The 14,767-nt window shown below is 71.8% G+C and carries 15 protein-coding genes and 1 pseudogene; 2 read left to right on the plus strand and 14 right to left on the minus strand.

Annotated features, from left to right (window positions below; genetic code table 11):
• Window positions 1-142: 142 nt before the first annotated feature.
• From ACNAW0_RS20000 to ACNAW0_RS20020, 5 genes and pseudogenes are all read right to left on the minus strand, one after another.
• A complete protein-coding gene (locus ACNAW0_RS20000; protein WP_416289451.1) occupies window positions 143-1,096 on the minus strand; it encodes a carbohydrate ABC transporter permease in 954 nt (317 codons plus the stop codon).
• A 13-nt stretch (window positions 1,097-1,109) separates the two neighbouring features.
• Window positions 1,110-2,051, minus strand: a complete 942-nt coding sequence (locus ACNAW0_RS20005; RefSeq protein WP_416289452.1) for a carbohydrate ABC transporter permease — start codon at window positions 2,049-2,051, stop codon at window positions 1,110-1,112.
• A gap of 22 nt (window positions 2,052-2,073) precedes the next feature.
• Entirely contained in the window at window positions 2,074-3,486 is a 1,413-nt protein-coding gene (ngcE, locus tag ACNAW0_RS20010) for an N-acetylglucosamine/diacetylchitobiose ABC transporter substrate-binding protein (RefSeq protein ID WP_416289453.1), read from the minus strand.
• Between the two features lie 26 nt (window positions 3,487-3,512).
• Window positions 3,513-3,875 (minus strand): annotated as a pseudogene (locus ACNAW0_RS20015) (sugar isomerase); the annotation flags it as partial.
• 38 nt (window positions 3,876-3,913) lie between these two features.
• Complete coding sequence (locus ACNAW0_RS20020) at window positions 3,914-4,876, minus strand: MurR/RpiR family transcriptional regulator (protein WP_416289454.1); 963 nt, start codon at window positions 4,874-4,876, stop codon at window positions 3,914-3,916.
• 186 nt (window positions 4,877-5,062) lie between these two features.
• On the opposite strand from ACNAW0_RS20020, the gene ACNAW0_RS20025 reads away from it, so the two are divergent.
• Window positions 5,063-6,052, plus strand: coding sequence for an N-acetylglucosamine kinase (locus ACNAW0_RS20025; protein ID WP_416289456.1), 990 nt, complete (start codon window positions 5,063-5,065; stop codon window positions 6,050-6,052).
• Between the two features lie 180 nt (window positions 6,053-6,232).
• Here the strand turns inward: ACNAW0_RS20025 and ACNAW0_RS20030 are convergent, their stop codons facing one another.
• From ACNAW0_RS20030 to ACNAW0_RS20045, 4 genes are read right to left on the minus strand one after another with little or no spacing between them, the layout of a single operon-like run.
• Window positions 6,233-6,499 carry an SRPBCC family protein gene (locus tag ACNAW0_RS20030; protein WP_416289457.1) on the minus strand — a complete coding sequence of 89 codons (267 nt, stop codon included), beginning with the start codon at window positions 6,497-6,499 and terminating at the stop codon, window positions 6,233-6,235.
• Window positions 6,492-6,812, minus strand: a complete 321-nt coding sequence (locus tag ACNAW0_RS20035; protein WP_416289458.1) for an ArsR/SmtB family transcription factor — start codon at window positions 6,810-6,812, stop codon at window positions 6,492-6,494. Before ACNAW0_RS20035 ends, ACNAW0_RS20030 begins: the two co-directional genes overlap by 8 nt.
• Complete coding sequence (locus ACNAW0_RS20040; RefSeq protein ID WP_416289459.1) at window positions 6,805-7,179, minus strand: glyoxalase superfamily protein; 375 nt, start codon at window positions 7,177-7,179, stop codon at window positions 6,805-6,807. The genes ACNAW0_RS20035 and ACNAW0_RS20040 overlap by 8 nt, the downstream gene beginning before the upstream one ends.
• Before the next feature lie 32 nt (window positions 7,180-7,211).
• Entirely contained in the window at window positions 7,212-8,390 is a 1,179-nt protein-coding gene (locus ACNAW0_RS20045) for an RDD family protein (RefSeq protein ID WP_416289460.1), read from the minus strand.
• 110 nt (window positions 8,391-8,500) lie between these two features.
• Between ACNAW0_RS20045 and ACNAW0_RS20050 the strand changes: the two genes are divergently transcribed.
• Complete coding sequence (locus ACNAW0_RS20050; RefSeq protein WP_416289461.1) at window positions 8,501-9,502, plus strand: stage II sporulation protein M; 1,002 nt, start codon at window positions 8,501-8,503, stop codon at window positions 9,500-9,502.
• Between the two features lie 5 nt (window positions 9,503-9,507).
• On the opposite strand, the gene ACNAW0_RS20055 is transcribed toward ACNAW0_RS20050, so the two are convergent.
• The 5 genes from ACNAW0_RS20055 to ACNAW0_RS20075 are packed head-to-tail and all read right to left on the minus strand — an operon-like array spanning window position 9,508 to window position 14,635.
• Entirely contained in the window at window positions 9,508-10,875 is a 1,368-nt protein-coding gene (locus tag ACNAW0_RS20055; RefSeq protein WP_416289462.1) for a DUF58 domain-containing protein, read from the minus strand.
• Between the two features lie 10 nt (window positions 10,876-10,885).
• Window positions 10,886-11,869 (minus strand): AAA family ATPase, encoded by a 984-nt coding sequence (locus ACNAW0_RS20060; protein WP_416289479.1) that lies wholly within the window; start codon window positions 11,867-11,869, stop codon window positions 10,886-10,888.
• Between the two features lie 11 nt (window positions 11,870-11,880).
• Complete coding sequence (locus ACNAW0_RS20065; protein ID WP_416289463.1) at window positions 11,881-13,173, minus strand: DUF4350 domain-containing protein; 1,293 nt, start codon at window positions 13,171-13,173, stop codon at window positions 11,881-11,883.
• The gene (locus ACNAW0_RS20070; RefSeq protein ID WP_416289464.1) at window positions 13,170-13,853 is read right to left on the minus strand and encodes a DUF4129 domain-containing protein; all 684 of its coding nucleotides are present in this window, start codon (window positions 13,851-13,853) and stop codon (window positions 13,170-13,172) included. Before ACNAW0_RS20070 ends, ACNAW0_RS20065 begins: the two co-directional genes overlap by 4 nt.
• On the minus strand, window positions 13,850-14,635 hold the full coding sequence (locus ACNAW0_RS20075) for a hypothetical protein (protein WP_416289465.1): 786 nt from the start codon (window positions 14,633-14,635) through the stop codon (window positions 13,850-13,852). The genes ACNAW0_RS20070 and ACNAW0_RS20075 overlap by 4 nt, the downstream gene beginning before the upstream one ends.
• Between the last annotated feature and the right edge of the window lie 132 nt (window positions 14,636-14,767).

Genomic DNA, 14,767 nt, shown 5'->3' on the forward strand with positions numbered 1-14,767 from the left:
ATTCTGCCTCGGCCCTCCGACACTCCCCCGCGCGCCGCCCCGGGTCGGATCACGAGTGCCCTCTTTCAGAGCAAAGAGTGGCCATCCGGCGCGGAATGGCCACTCTTTGCGTGAATCTGTGCCCTCGGGGCGACCGGCGGGGTTACTTGCTGACGCCGGCGGTGAGGCCGGACTGGACCTGGCGTTGGAAGACGATGTACACGATGAGGACCGGGAGCGTGGCCATGGTGACGCCGGCAAAAAGGCCGGACCAGTCGGACCTGTAGCCCTGGTTGACCGACAGTTCGATCAGCCCCTGGGAGATCACCTGGTGCTTCGGCTCGCCGGACAGCGACTGCATGAGCAGGGTCGGCAGGTACCACTGGTTCCACTGGCCGAGCACGTTGAAGATGCCGATGCTGATCAGGCCCGGCTTGGCCATCGGCAGCATCACGCTGAAGAAGGTCCGGGTGTGGGAGGCCCCGTCGACCATGGCCGCCTCGGCGATCGAGTCGGGCAGCGTCCGGAAGAACGAGTGCATGAAGAAGATCGTGAACGACAGCGACCAGGCGATGTAGACCACCATCAGCATGAGGTGCTTGTTGGGCCCGAGCAGCGGGAAGGTGACGCCCATGTTGTAGACGCCCTTGAACAGCGGCACCGCGGCCAGGTAGATCGGCAGGGTCAGGCCGGACAGGAACATGAAGTAGATCAGCCGGTTGCCGCGGAACTCGTAGCGCGCCAGCGCGTACGCGGCCATCGAGCCGAGCAGCATGGTCAGGGTGACGCTGCCGGCCAGCACCAGCACCGTGTTGAGGAAGAACGACCCGAGGTGCCCACCGAACCAGGCGCGGGAGAAGTTGTCCCAGTGCAGCTTGCTCGGGATCAGGGACAGCGGCTCGCGGATCACCTCCGAGTCGCCCTTGAACGCCGACATCACCACCCACAGCAGCGGGTAGATCACCATCAGGGCCCAGACCACCAGGAACAGGTGGGAGAAGCCGTTGAAGATCCGGGCACCCACGCCTGCCCGTGGACCTCGCGCTCGCCGTACGGGTGCCGGGCGGGACGTGCCGGCCTGGTCGGTACGGCCGAGACCGTGTGTCGCCGTGCTCATCGTCGCGCCTCCTTCAGAACTCGATACGTTCACGACGGGTGATCCTCAGCTGCACCGCGGCGAGCAGGATCGTGAAGATGGCCAGCGCGACACCCATCGCGCAGGCATAGCCGTACTGGCCCTTCTGGAACGCGGTGAAGTTGAGCACCGACGCGAAGATCTCGCTGGCGTGGTTCGGGCCGCCCTGGCTCGGGGTCATGACGAAGACCAGGGCGTACATGTCCAGCGCGATGAAGCCCAGGTAGACCCAGGCCACCGAGACGGTGTCCCGCAGCAGCGGCAGGGTGACCCGGAAGAAGGTGTGGAAGCGTCCCGCACCGTCGAGGATCGCCGCCTCGTAGATCTCCTTCGGGATCGACTGCATCGCCGCGGAGAAGAGCACCATGTAGAAGCCGGCGCCGCTCCACACCGCGATGAACAGCAACCACCACAGCACCGCCGGCACGCCGAGGAAGGGCTCCGGATCGGCGGTGAACGCGATCGGGTTGTCCGCGTCCACCAGCCCGATCTTGATGAGCAGGCCGTTGATCAGGCCCTGGCCGTCGGTGCGGTAGATCTGCTGCCACATGACGGCGATGAGCACCAGCGACAGCACCTGCGGGAAGAAGAACACGATCTTGTAGAACCCGGAGCCGAACACCCCGCGGATGCCGGCCCTGTCCTCGCGTCCGCCCACGTTGAGCAGGAACGCGAGGAGCAGGGCCAGCGCGATGGTGAACAGCGGCACGGTGACCAGGAAGAAGACGTTGTGCCAGAACGCCATCCTGATCAGTTCGTCGGAGAACAGCCGGACGTAGTTCTCCAGTCCGACGAAGCGCTGGGAATCCGAGTACCCGCCCCAGTCGGTCAGCGAGTATCCCGCCGCCTGCGCGAAGGGCCACACCACGTAGAAGAGGTACAGCGCGACGGGCAGGGCCAGGAAGCCCGTGACGAAACGCGTAACTCCGTGCCGCATTCGACTCACACTTCCGATCAGGTCAGGAGGTACGGGTCTGCTTCGTGATCGACGAGTCCTTGGCGACCTTGTCGGCGGCCGCCTGCATCTTGTCGACGAACTGCTGCGCGGTGAGCCGGCCCGCCATCAGCTCCTCGGACAGGTTCTGGCTCTCCTTGTCCAGGTCGGCGTAGAAGTCCTGGAACTTGACCGAGATGAACTCACTGCCGCCGTTCTTCATGAGATTGTTCGCGCTGGCGAGCGCGGAGTCCTGCACGTTGTCGCCCGAGCCCTTGGTGGAGGCCAGGGACTTGGTCAGCTCGGCGAACTTGGCCGAGCCCTCCTTCGACAGGACCGCCCGCAGGAACTCCTTGGCGGCCGCCTTGTTGGGGGCCTTGCTCGGCACGACGAGACCCTCGCCGGAGGCGGCGAACACGTCCTTCGGCGCCTTGTCGTCCGCGTTGGACCAGTAGTCGGACAGGGTCAACTCGAAGCCCGGCGGAATGGTCGCCGACATCTCGTTCTTCAGCCAGGTGCCGACCTGGATGAACGCCGCCTTGCCGTCGAGCCACGCCTGCTGCGACTGGGTGTGGTCGAGCTTGCCGGGCAGGAGCAGCTTGTCCTTGACCAGCTTCTCCCACGGCTCCAGCGCCTTGAGGACGCCATCGGCCTTCCACGCGTTGTCCTTGAGGTTGTCGATGTCGACGATCACCTGCTTGCCCGCGGTCTTCCAGATGCTCGCCATGAGCGCCCACCGAGGGTAGTAGCCGTGGACCGCGTCGTGGACGTACGGCGCCATGCCCTTGGCCTTGATCTGCGGGGCGAGCGCGAAGAACTCCTCCCAGGTGGTCGGCGGCTGCCAACCCTCCTTCTTGAACAGGGCGGCGTTGTACCAGTTGCCCCAGACCGTGAAGGCCACGTTCACGACGTAGAACTTGCCGTTCTGGCTACCGTCGCTGACCGTGCCCGGCAGCAGCGAGTCGGCAACCGTGCCCTCGCCGTCCCACGCCGGAGCGGTGAGCAGGTCGTCGAGCGGCTCGATGGCACCCTCGTTGATCAGCGTGCTGCGGTCCATCTGGTCCGCACCCGAGTTCATGACCACGTCGCTCGGCTGCGTCGCCATCTTCGGCTGCTCTTCGGTCTTGATCTTCTGAGTGGAGCTCATGTTGACCGTGATGTTCGAATGCTTGGCATTGAAGATGACCTTGTCTTCCTTCGCCCACTGGTCACCGAGGCCACCGTTGAAGATGACCACCTTGACGGCACTGCCGTCCTTCACACCGAACGGGTTGTCCTTGCTCTTCGCGCCACCGGTGTCGTCGGACTTGCTCGGCGAGCTGCCGGCGCAGGCGCTGAGCAGGCCCATCGCCGGGGTGGCGAGCAGGCCGGCCGCAGCGGCACGCCGCAGCAGGGTCCGACGGCTGAGGTCGCCGAGGTTCTCGGGAGTAACCGGCATCTTCGTCTCTCCTTGGTGGTGTCGGGTCAGGCGGTACGCCGGAGGCGCCCGGCGTACCGCGACTCGAGGGCGAGGTTGTGCTCGTCCCCACCGGGGACGTTGGCGGAGAGGTAGATAGGGGATACCTCCCCGGCCTGGTGGAACCGTCGTACGACCTCGGCGGTCAGCAGCCGCGCCAGCAGCGCCGCGGTGACCGATGAGACCGCACAGACCGTGCCGCCGCCCTCAAGCGGCAGCAGTGCGTCGCCGTACGGCGCGCCGTTGTCCGGCACAACGTCGGCGAGGTCGGCGAGCCGGTGCCCGGACGGGTGCCGAGGGGCGACCCGGGCGGTGTGCTCGACCGAGGTGACCGTGCTCAGCGGGTGGCCGTGCTGCCGGACCAGCGCCGCCGGGCCGCCGGCGGCCTCGGCGTACGGTCGGGCACTGATCATGACGCGGCCCCCTTCGCGGCCTTGTGGCCGTGGACGGCCTGGGCGGTACGCCGGAAGGCCGCATGGGCGCGGTCGTGGGTGCGCTGCGCCACCGCGACGTAGAGCAGGTCGAGCACGACGAGCTGCGGGTGCCGGGCGGAGAGCGCGTCCGGCCGGAAGGTGGTGGCCTGGCTGGCGGTGACCAGCACGATGTCGGCCAGCTCGGCCAGCGGCGAGCGGGGGAAGCCGGTCAGCGCGATCGTGGTGGCGCCCCGACTGTCCGCCTCGGCGAGCAGCTCGATGGTCTCGCGGGTCTGCCCGGTGTGCGAGATGCCGAGCGCGACGTCGCCGGCGCCAAGCAGCGCGGCGCCGGCCAGCCCCTCGTGCACGTCGCTCCAGGCCCAGGCGGCTACCCCGATGCGGTGCAGGCTGAACTGCATCTCCTCGCCGACCAGGGCGCTGCCGCTGGCGCCGAAGATGTTCACCCGGCTCGCGCCGGCGATCGCGACCGCGGCCCGCTCCACCTCGGCGAGGTCGAGCAGCGCGGCGGTGTCGTGCATGGCCCGGGTGTCGGCGGCCATGATCTGGTCGAGGACCCGGGACAGCGGGTCGCTGGGCTGGATCTCGCGGCCGATGTCGACGGTCCAGCCCGCCGAGCGCGCCCGGCCGGTCTCCGCCGCGATGCCGAGCCGCAGATCGGCGTAGCCCTCGAAGCCCATCGCCCGGCAGAACCGGGTGATGGTCGCCGGTGAGGTGCCGCTGCGCTCGGCCAACTCCACAATGGTGGCCCGCGCCGTCGCCTCCGGGTCGCTGAGCACGTGCTCGGCGACCCGGCGCAACGCCCCGGTCAGCTCCCCCGCCCCGGCCCGGACTCTGGCCAGCACGCCGTCGGCGGGAACGCCCGCCGCACCCCGCCGGTCGACCGCGTCGGCGTCGACCACCGCGGTCCCCGCGGGGGTGTCCACCTCGTGATCAACCATGGGATGCCCTTCCGAAAAGAGTGTTTACTGTTAGTGGTAAAAGTTCTTACTAAACGACCCTCCGTGTCAAGGCCGTGGGCGAAGTTTTCAAACCGTTACCTGGGACACAGCCCGGATCTTGCTTCTGCAAGCCGGGCCGACCAGCATGAAGGATCACGACACCCGAGCGCAGGGAGGCCGCACCGGATGTCCGACAGCGTCGTGGTCGGCCTCGACGTCGGGGGTACCGCCACCCGCGCCGCCGCCCTCAACCTCGACGGCGTACGCCTCGGCACCGGCCAGGCCGGCGGCGGCAACCCGACCAGCCACGGCGCCGAACGGGCCGCCGCCGAACTGCTCGCCGCGCTGCGCGCCGCGCTCACCGACGTCGACCCCGCCCGGGTACGCGCCGGCGTCATCGGGCTCGCCGGGGCCGGCCGACTCCTCACCGACCCACAGGGCCAGGCCGCCTTCGACCGCGCCTGGGCCGACGCGGGCCTGCGCTGCCCGTACACCGTGCACGGCGACGCCCTGGTCGCGTACGCCTCGGGCACCTCCGCTCCAAACGGCACGGTGCTCATCGCCGGCACCGGCGCCATCGCCGCCCAGGTACGCGACCTGCACCTGGACCGCACCGCCGACGGGCACGGCTGGCTGCTCGGCGACGCCGGCTCCGGGTTCTGGCTGGGCCGGGAGGCGGTCCGCCTTCTACTGTCCGACCTGGACCGCGCCGACCCGCCCGGCGAGCTGGGCCGCCGGGTACTCGCCGAACTGACCGGCTCGCCCGAGGTGGCGGCCCGCCCACGAGCGACCGCCGAAGCGGTCGTGCAGGCGGTCACCCGGCGCCCGCCGCTCGAGCTGGCCCGGCTCGCGCCGCTCGTGGTGGCTGCGGCCCGGGAGGCGGAACCAGCCGCCCTGGCGCTCATCCGGGAGGCCGCCACACTGCTCGCCGAGAGCGTCTCCCGGATCCGGCCGGTCGGAGCGGCCGAACCGGTCGTGCTCGGCGGCGGGCTGCTCACCGGGCACACCCCGCTCGCCGACGCGGTCCGCGCCGAACTGGCCCGCCGCTGGCCGGACGCGCCACTGCACACGGCCGGCGACGGGGCCGCGGCAGCCGCCTGGCTCGCCGCCCGCGACCTCCCCGAGGTGGCCGACCCGGCGGGTCTGCACGCCCTCCTGGTCCCACCGACTGCCTGACGCCCGGCGCCCGGCGCCCGGCGCCCGGCACCCGGCACCCCGCGGGCCGCGGGCCGCGGGCCGCGGGCCGCGCCGACGGACGATAACCGGAGTCCGCCTTTGGAGCTGACATCACGAACGACTCACCGGCCCGGCCCCTCCAGGCACCCACCCGGCGAACCGACTGAGTCGTTGACGACATCAGCTCCAAAGCGCTTCACGGATCCATCGCCGCCGAGCCAGCACGCCAGGTGGCCGGCCCGCGCCACACCGCAGAGGTGGGCTGGGCGTGGGGGTCAGGGCAGAGCGGGGAGCGGTGTGGAAAGTGAACCGGTGCCCGGGGACAGGACCGAAGTCGTTCGGCATCAGCCAGCGGGCCAGCAGATCGGAATCGGTCAGCGCGCGCCAGACCTTGGCTGGCGGGTGAGCCAGGAACTGGTCCACGGCGATGCTCGTCGGCTCACTCATCGGGCAGCTCGTCCAGCACCTCGCGCAGGTCGGCCAGGCGGGCCCGCCAGAACCGCTCGTACGGGCCGAGCCAGTCGGCCACCTCGCGCAACGGCTCGGGCCGCAGCGCGTAGTACCGCTGCCGGCCGACCGGCTGTTCGGTCACCAGCCCGGCATCCTTGAGCACCTTCAGGTGCTCCGACAGGCTGGGCCGGCGCATGTCGAAGTGGTCCGCGAGCCGCTGCACCGGCTGCTCGCCCCGCTCCAGCAGCAGCCGGAGCACCTCCCGGCGGGTGGGGTTGGCCAGCGCCGCGAAGACGTCCCCCTCAGACACGGGTCGCCTGGAGCACAATGCCGTTGCCGTCTGGGTCGTCGAAGGTGACGTACCGGCCCCAGGGTGCGGTCTGGATGCCGTCGTCGGCGCGGATCACACCCTGTTCGCGCAGCCGGGCCACGTCGCCGTCGAGGTCGTCGGTCTCGAGGACGAGGCCCTTGAGCGAGCCGGGTGGCATGGTAGGGAACCAGGTGACCAGGGTCAGGGCGGTCGCCGCGCCCTTCGGGGCGACCTGGACCCAGCGGCCGCCGGGCCCCATCGGGTTGTCCCAGACCAGGTCGAAGCCCAGGACGTCGACGTAGAAGTCGCGGGCCTGGTCCTGGTCGCTGACGGGTACGGAGACGAGCTGCACGTAGGTAACGGTCATGACCGCACAATAGGTAGGGAATTTCCTACCAGTCAAGCTGGTCTCGGGCCTGACCCGCCCGGTCCGCCGGCCTCACCCGGCCCGCCGGTCCCGCCGGGGTCTCGCTGCGTCGGCGGTCGCAGTGGCGGCACGGCCGGCCGCGAAGCCGGCGGCGTGGGCCCGGGCGCCGCGACGGGCACCGCCGGGTGGGGTGGGCCGGCCAGGCCCGGCCACATCACCGCCGGGCGGGGTGGGCGGACCAGGCCCGGCCACATCGCCGCCGTGCGACTGCTCACTGCCCTGAGCCGGTTTGCCGCCCGATGATGCCGCTCGGCGTGCACCGTCGCCAGATACAGGACCGGATGCAGGCCGGCCGGGGGTGCGGGCCGGACGACCGCCGCGACCTCGGCCATCAGCTGGCTGGCCAGCCGGCTGCGGGCCGGTTCGCGCAGCTCCGCCGACCGGTACAGGAAGTGCCGCACCACCAACGCCAGATCGTCGTCCAAACCGGCCAGATCCAGCGTCGCGGCCCAACCGGCCAGGGCGGGGGGCAGTACCGGGTAGCGCCCCCAGCGGGCCGCGGTCCGCTCGTGGATGACCAGCGTGCCGGCGGCGTAGTCGCCCAGCCGCTTGGCCTGCGGGCTGACCGCCATCGTCCAGATGCTGGCCAGCCAGGTGAGCGGCGGCGCGATCAGTCCAGGCCACTCCACGGCCACGCTGACCAGCCCCCGGGTGGCGGCCTGCCGGAACCGGATCGGCCCGCCGTCGTCGCGGACGACCCGCAACCCGAGCGCGAGCTTGCCGAGGGTCCGGCCGCCGGTCAGCGCCTCCATGGTCACCGGGTAGCCGACGAGCACCAGCGCCGCGACCAGGACCATGGCTCCGGCGTAGAGCGCGTCGTCGAACGCCACCACCCCGATCGCCTGCAGCAGCAGGAGCAGGATCGGCACGACCATGGCGAGCACGAGGTAGAGCACCACCTGGATCACCAGATCGACCAGTCGGGCCAGCATCCGGGAGCCAAGTTGGGCCACCGGCAGATCCAGGCTGACCGCGTCGCCGGTGACAAACCGGACGGTGCCGCCTCCCGCCGTCGCCGACGGGGAGGACGGTCCGGCGGCACTGGGCGCCACGGCGGACGACGCCGGCCCGGCGGCGCTCGGTGGGGGCGGCGGCGCGGGCGATGACGGCGCGGCGTCGGCGGATACGGCCGGAGTGGCGTCGAGGGTCACCGCGACAGTCTGACCGACCGGTAGGCTCTGCGGGGGCCGCCCCCGGGCCGGCCGGGAGGTCGGCACCGGGTCGCCCTTGTCGATTACGCCGCCGACCTCGGGGAGCCGTCGTGGACGTGGACGCGTTCGCCGCCGAACACGGGCCGGAATGGCAGCGGCTACGCACGCTGCTCAGCCGGCCTCGCCGCAAGTTGACCGCGGCCGAGGTGGACGAGATGGTGATGCTCTACCGCCGCGCGGCCACCCATCTGTCGATCGTGCAGAGCCGCTCACCCGATCCCGATCTGGCCACCACGCTCACCCGCCTGGTGCTCGCCGCGCGGGCCGCGGTGACGCCATCCACCGGGTTTCGCTGGACCGGCGTACGTCGCTTCTTCACCACCGCGTTCCCGCTTGAGATCTACCGGGCCGGGTTGTGGTGTATCGGAACCGGAATCGCGTTCGTGGCGCTGAGCGCGCTGCTCATCGCCATCGTGGCCGGCAACCCCGACATACCACTGCGGTTCATGTCGCAGGAGGAGATCACGTCTTTGGTGGAGCATGACTTCGAGGCGTACTACAGCAGCGCGGCCGCGCAGAACTTCGGCTTCGCGGTGTGGACCAACAACGCCTGGGTCTCCGCGATCTGCCTCGCCTCCGGTGTGATCGTGCTCCCCGCTTTGTACGTGTTGTGGGAGAACGCGCTCAACCTGGGGATCGTCGGCGGCGTGATGGTCGGCCATGACCGCACCGACCTGTTCCTCAGCCTGTTGCTCGTGCACGGCCTGCTCGAACTGACCTGCGTCTTCGTGGCGGCCGGGGTGGGGCTACGGATCGGTTGGTCGTGGATCGCCCCGGGGCCGCTGCGTACCCGGGGGCAGGCGGTCGCCACCGCAGGCCGATCCGGGCTGGTGGTCGCCCTGGGCCTCGTGCCGGTGCTGTTCGTCAGCGGCATCATCGAGGCATTCGTCACGCCGTCGCCGTTGCCACCCGTGGTGAAGCTGGTGATCGGCACGCTGGCCTGGCTCGGTTTCCTCGCGTACGTGCTGGTCTGCGGCGGCGTCGCGCACCGGGCCGGCCGGACCGCCGATGTCGACGCCGCCGACCGGGAGGCCGTCGCGCCTACCGCCTGACGCGGCTACAGGCGGCCGGCCGCCTTGAGGTCGAGGTACCGGTCGGCCACCGCCGAGGCGAACGTCTCCACCGGCGCCTCCACCACGTGCACGCCGTGCCGGGCCAGCGTCCGCCGTACCCGGTCGACCTCCTCCAGGGTCCGCTCCGCGGCCGCCGCCGTGTAGAGCTGGGCCACACCGTCCCGGCCGGCGGCGAGGGTCGGCACGGAGGGGTCGCTAACCGCCGCCACCAGCACGGTGTGTTTCGCGATGAGTTGCCCGAGCACCGGCAGCAGGCCCTCGCCGAGCGCCCCGGGGTCGAGGGTGGTGAGGATGACGACCAGCGCCCGTTTGCGTTCGGTCCGCAACACCTCGGCGGCGACCCGGCCGAAGTCGGTCTCCACCAGCGACGGCTGCAGCGCCGCCATGGCCCGGGTCAGCCGTTCCAGGGAGGTCCGTTTGTGCGTGCCGGCAACCGTGACGCGTACATGGCTGTCCACGGCGAGCAGGTCGACCCGGTCGTCGGCGTGCGAGGCGAGCACGGCGAGCAGCAACGCCGCGTCGATCGCCGCGTCCAGGCGCGGTTCGCCGGGCGGGTTCGGCACCTGCTCGGTCGGGGCGGTGGCGACCCGCCCGGCGCTGGTCCGCCCGGTGTCGACCACACAGAGAATCCGCCGGTCACGCTCCGGGCGCCAGGTCCGTACCACGGCGTGTCCGCTGCGCGCGGTGCCGCGCCAGTCGATGGAGCGCACGTCGTCGCCGACCACGTACTCGCGCAGCGAGTCGAATTCGGTGCCCTGGCCGCGTCCCCGGATCACCACCTGGCCGTCGATGACCCGCAGCCGGGACAGCTTCTCCGGCAGGAACTTCCGCGCGGTGAATGGTGGCAGCGCGGTCAGCGTCCACGGTGGCGTGAGCCGGGCCGCACGCCGCTGCGAGACCTGCCGGAAGGCGAGCCCGAACGGCCCGTACGAGCGTACGGTGACCCGGGCCGCGGGCCGGTCGCCCCGTCGGGTCGGGGTCAGCCGGGTGATCACCTCCGCAGACTCGCCGGGATCCAGCTCCACCACGTGGGCGTACGGCTCGTGCGCGCCGGCCGAGGGCACCCAGGCATCCCGCACCAGCCCGCGCAGGGTACGCAGGGACGTGTTGGTGATGGTCAGTGCCACCTCGGCCGTCTCGCCGAGGCGTACCTGCCGGTTGCCGGCGCGGACCAGCCGCACGTCGCCGGGTGGTGCCGCGATCAGCCAATCCAGCCCGGTGGCCAGCAGCACCACTCCGGCCGTGCCGGCCAGCCCCAGCCACATTCCGGCCGGGTCGAGCAGTATCGCACCGGCCGCCAGCACGCCCCCGCCGAGCAGCCCGAGCAGCGCCGGTACCCGCCAGGTCAGCATGGGTCACCCGTCATCGCGGTGCCGGAACGGTATGCAGCAGACCTTCCAGGATGACGTCCGCGGTCGCGCCCTCAAGCTGCGCGTCGTGGCGTACCCGGATCCGGTGCCGCAGCGCGGGTCGGGCCACCCCCTTGACGTCGTCCGGGGTGACGTAGTTCCGTCCACCCAGCCAGGCGGCCGCCTTCGCCGCGTTGAGCAGCGCGGTCGCGCCCCGTGGCGAGGCACCCAACTCAAGCGAGGGCGCCGACCGGGTGGCCCGGCACAGGTCCACCATGTACGCGAGCACCACGTCGGCCACCTGCACCCGGCGTACGGCCTGCCGGGCGGCGGCGAGATCGTATGGGGTGGCCACCGGTCGCACCCCGGCGGCGACCAGGTCGCGTGGGTCGAAGCCGTGGTGGTGTGCGCGCAGCATCCCGAACTCCTCGTCGCGGGACGGCAGCGGCACGGTGAGCTTGAACAGGAACCGGTCGAGTTGCGCCTCGGGCAGCGGATAGGTCCCCTCGTACTCGACCGGGTTCTGGGTGGCCGCCACCAGGAACGGCTCGGGCAGCGGGCGGGGTACGCCCTCGACGGAGACCTGCCGCTCCTCCATCGCCTCCAGCAGCGCTGCCTGCGTCTTCGGCGGCGTACGGTTGATCTCGTCGGCGAGCAGCAGGTTGGTGAAGATCGGCCCCTCGCGGAACTCGAATCCGGTGGTCTGGGCGTTGAACACCAGCGACCCGGTCACATCGCCCGGCATCAGGTCGGGAGTGAACTGGAGGCGCTTCGACTCCAGCGACAACGCCGCCGCGAGGGTCCGCACCAGCAGTGTCTTGGCCACCCCGGGGACGCCTTCGAGGAGCACGTGACCCTGGCAGAGCAGGGCGATGAGCAGCCCGGTGACCGTAGCGTCCTGGCCCACCACGGCCTTGCCGACCTCGGCGCGCAGCCGGCTGAGGGCCTGGTGGGCGCCGGCCTGGTCACCGACGGGTGGGGCGGCGGCACCGGGCATCGTGGTTTCTGTCACGGCAGTCCTCCAGGGAAACGATCGGACCGGGGGGCGGTCCGCGCGACGATGTCGACCAGGGCGTCCAACCGGGCCACCGCGACGGTGAGATCGTCGTCCGTGACCGGTGCGGCGGGGTGCAGGATGGCGTGGACCTCGGCGGGCGGCAGGCCGGACCGCTCGGCCAACCGGCCGATGAAGCTGGCCGCGTCGCGCCCGGCGAACGCGGCGGCGTCGGCACCCGGTGGCACCGGACCGACCACCGGGGCGAGCCGGCGCAGCGCGGCCGTTCGGACCGCCTCCAACGCGGCGGTACGGGCGGACACGCGCTGGTAGAGCCGGCCTCGGCCGGTGACGATCTCGGTGACCGGTACCAGCACCGGCAACGGCTCGGCGACCGGCGGCCCGAGTCGGCGGGCGCGGACCAGCGCGATCAGCACTCCGAGGGCGAACAACAGCAGCAGCCCGGCCCACAGCGCCGGCGGGAACGCCGACCACAGGCCATCGTCCTCGCCGCTGGACCGGTGCGGCTGCCGGTAACGGGGCAGCGGCGGCGCGTTGAGCGGGATCGGTTCCCGGACGTGCACGTCCACCCAGACCACCTGGCGGGTTTCGGACAGCAAGCCGGTGGCGAGGGCAGCGTTGCCCACCTCGTCGATCCGGCCGTTGCGGAACGGATCCGTCGAGCCGGCCGCGATCAGTTCCCCGCCGCGCGTGGCGGTGGGCATCGCGACCAGACCGCCCTGGTAGCAGCTGTAGGTCTCGTCCTCGGCCCCCTCGTAGTAGGACCGGAACACCGCTGCCGCGCCGGCCGTCACGGCGACCTTCGCGGAGCAGTCCGGGTCGACGACATCGGTCGCCCACCGGGGATAGCCGGACAGAAACCCGGTGATCCTCGCGGCCCGAAACCCGGGCCGGACAAGCACCACCCGGTGCCGGTCCTCGGTCAGATCGGCCAGGAACCGCGGGTCGACCAGGTCCGGCGCCGGCACGAACACGGTGGCCGGTTGGCCGCCGACCAGCATTTCCCGGGCCTGCGCCGAACTGGCCGCCCGGCGCACCGTGACGCCGCGCTCGGCCAGTAACCCGGCAAGCCGGCTGGACCCGTCCCGGCCGATGCCGGCAGGGGAGAGAGTGCCGGGATCGCCGAGATCGGGTTCCTCCATCGCGTGGGGGACGCCGGCCACCAGGTAGAGCAGCACCAGCAGGCCGAACGGGATGGCCAGCCGGTGCCAGCGGCGCGGCCGTCGCGGGCTGGCCGGGTGGGCGACGGGCGGCGTAGCCGCGGGCGCCGGGGCGGGGGTGGTCACCGGTTGACCTCCGCGGGATACGAGCCCACACCGCCGGGCCGTCCGGCGGCCGGATCGGCGTCGAGCACGGTGTTGACCTGCTCCGCCCAGCCGCGCATCGCGCCGTCGTCCTCGACGGTGGCCGGGCGGAAGCCGTACCAGATCTCGGAGAACAGGCCCGACGCGGCGTGCAGCGGCGCGGCGACCGGTGGGTGGGCCCGGCCGGCCGCCGACGCCAACTCGGTGACCGTCCAACCGGGAACGGCGGCGATCACCTGGCGCTCGATCAGGGACCGCACCATGGCGCGTAGCCGTTCGCGGACCGCCTCCTTGAAGCGCCCCGCGGCGGCCAACTGGTCGGCGTTGAGCTCCAGCACGGCCGCCGGCACGTCCGGCAGCCGGTCCTCGGCCAGGTCCGCCGCGTCGGTGGGCGCGTTCCGCCGCCGGCGCCACGGCCACCGCCAGCGGAACCGCAGCCGGCCCAACCGGAACCGGCCCGACCGCCGGCCGGACCGCTTCCGGTCGCGGTTGCGGCCGCGCCGGCGCGAACCGGAGCGCCCGGTGGGCAGCCAGGCCGGCCACCAGTACCACAGCGCGGCGACCAGCAGGGTGGCCAGGAACGACAGGATCACCAGCGTCGGTACGCCGCCGGGCACGAAATCGGCCAGGCGGGCGACGAACTCGTTCACCCGCCGGGTCACCGCGGCACCGCCAGCGCCGTGTCGCAGGAGACCCGGCGGCTCAGCGCCCGCCGCAGACTGAGATCCAGCCCCTCGGTACGCATCCGCAGGTCCAGGTGGAGCACGGTGTCCAGGCAGGCCAGCGTCGGGTACGCGAGGGTGTTGACCATCAGCCAGGCGACCCCGGTGGCGAGATGGTCCCGCTCGGCGGTGCCGGTGTCCAGGAACAGGCCGAGGGCAGCCCACCCGGCCACACCGGTGGCCAGCCGGATGAACAGCCAGGACAGGTAACCGAGCAGCCGGATCCAACCGGCCCGCAACGCTCGCCGGCTGGACAGCGACACCGACCGCAGCAGCGCCCGGCCGGCTCCTAGCCGATCGATGACCAGCGCCGGCATGGCCAGGCCGACCAGCAGGAAGACCACCGGTCCGGCGAGCACCGTGGCGCCGGCCACGATCGCCAGCAGGCCAATGGCCGGCGCGAGCAGGGCGGCCCGGCCGACCGGCACCGGGCGGGGCGGAGCGGAGGCGCCGAGCAGCGCCCGAGGTCCGGCGGAGGAGGTCACCGCACCGAGTACGGCGATGCCGGCCATCTCGGTGCCGAAGCCGACCAGCAGCAGCAGCAGGTACCAGCCCCACCGCTCCTCATGGGGAAAGACCAGGTATGTCACGTCGGCGGCCTGGCGGAGCGGGAACAGAACGGCCTGTTCGACCAGGGCGACCACCAAACCCACGCCGAGCAGCAACCGGGCTCGGGTACGCAGCAGCGTGGTGGCGGCGTCGAGCAGCTCTCCGATGGTCATCGGTCGCAACGGCAAGGCGCCCGGCGTCGTGACTGACTGGCGCAAAGCATCCCCCGTCGAGCAGCGAACGGCGGCCTATCCTGGCACGCCGGGCACCCCCGGCGCGACCCCGGAACCGCGCTGCGGCAACAT

It is taken from the genome of Micromonospora sp. SL1-18 (genome assembly GCF_047921505.1).
Taxonomy (GTDB): domain Bacteria; phylum Actinomycetota; class Actinomycetes; order Mycobacteriales; family Micromonosporaceae; genus Micromonospora.

Bases quoted from the DNA above. Each gene is read 5' to 3' on its own strand.
- ACNAW0_RS20060 (WP_416289479.1), bottom strand. From the start codon at position 11,869: ATGCCCGGTGCCGCCGCCCCACCCGTCGGTGACCAGGCCGGCGCCCAC.
- ACNAW0_RS20005 (WP_416289452.1), bottom strand. From the start codon at position 2,051: ATGCGGCACGGAGTTACGCGTTTCGTCACGGGCTTCCTGGCCCTGCCC.
- ngcE (WP_416289453.1), bottom strand. From the start codon at position 3,486: ATGCCGGTTACTCCCGAGAACCTCGGCGACCTCAGCCGTCGGACCCTG.
- ACNAW0_RS20055 (WP_416289462.1), bottom strand. From the start codon at position 10,875: ATGCTGACCTGGCGGGTACCGGCGCTGCTCGGGCTGCTCGGCGGGGGC.
- ACNAW0_RS20075 (WP_416289465.1), bottom strand. From the start codon at position 14,635: ATGACCATCGGAGAGCTGCTCGACGCCGCCACCACGCTGCTGCGTACC.
- ACNAW0_RS20025 (WP_416289456.1), top strand. From the start codon at position 5,063: ATGTCCGACAGCGTCGTGGTCGGCCTCGACGTCGGGGGTACCGCCACC.
- ACNAW0_RS20040 (WP_416289459.1), bottom strand. From the start codon at position 7,179: ATGACCGTTACCTACGTGCAGCTCGTCTCCGTACCCGTCAGCGACCAG.
- ACNAW0_RS20020 (WP_416289454.1), bottom strand. From the start codon at position 4,876: ATGGTTGATCACGAGGTGGACACCCCCGCGGGGACCGCGGTGGTCGAC.
- ACNAW0_RS20030 (WP_416289457.1), bottom strand. From the start codon at position 6,499: ATGAGTGAGCCGACGAGCATCGCCGTGGACCAGTTCCTGGCTCACCCG.
- ACNAW0_RS20000 (WP_416289451.1), bottom strand. From the start codon at position 1,096: ATGAGCACGGCGACACACGGTCTCGGCCGTACCGACCAGGCCGGCACG.